Genomic DNA, 365 nt, shown 5'->3' with positions numbered 1-365 from the left:
AAGGAGTTGTAGGGGCCGTCGCCTCCCTGAGCCCGCGGGGCCTCCGGCTTGGAGAGGGACGTTCCGGTGGAGCGGTGAACCGCGCAGAGAACGGAAAGAACACCACCGGCGAGCGCACGCTGCTGGGCCGACACTGACACTGAGAGACGAAAGCTAGGGGAGCGAATGGGATTAGATACCCCAGTAGTCCTAGCCGTAAACGATGGATACTAGGCGCTGTGCGTATCGACCCGTGCAGTGCTGTAGCTAACGCGTTAAGTATCCCGCCTGGGGAGTACGTTCGCAAGAATGAAACTCAAAGGAATTGACGGGGGCCCGCACAAGCGGTGGAGCATGTGGCTTAATTCGATGCAAAGCGAAGAACC

At 59.2% G+C, this 365-nt stretch carries 1 rRNA gene; it reads left to right on the top strand.

The window, feature by feature from the left end:
• Positions 1–365: ribosomal RNA gene (locus tag AABA78_RS39340) — 16S ribosomal RNA — on the top strand; the annotation flags it as partial.

This window comes from Corallococcus caeni (assembly GCF_036245865.1).
Classification (GTDB): domain Bacteria; phylum Myxococcota; class Myxococcia; order Myxococcales; family Myxococcaceae; genus Corallococcus; species Corallococcus caeni.
This window is presented reverse-complemented; position numbering and strand designations above follow the sequence as displayed.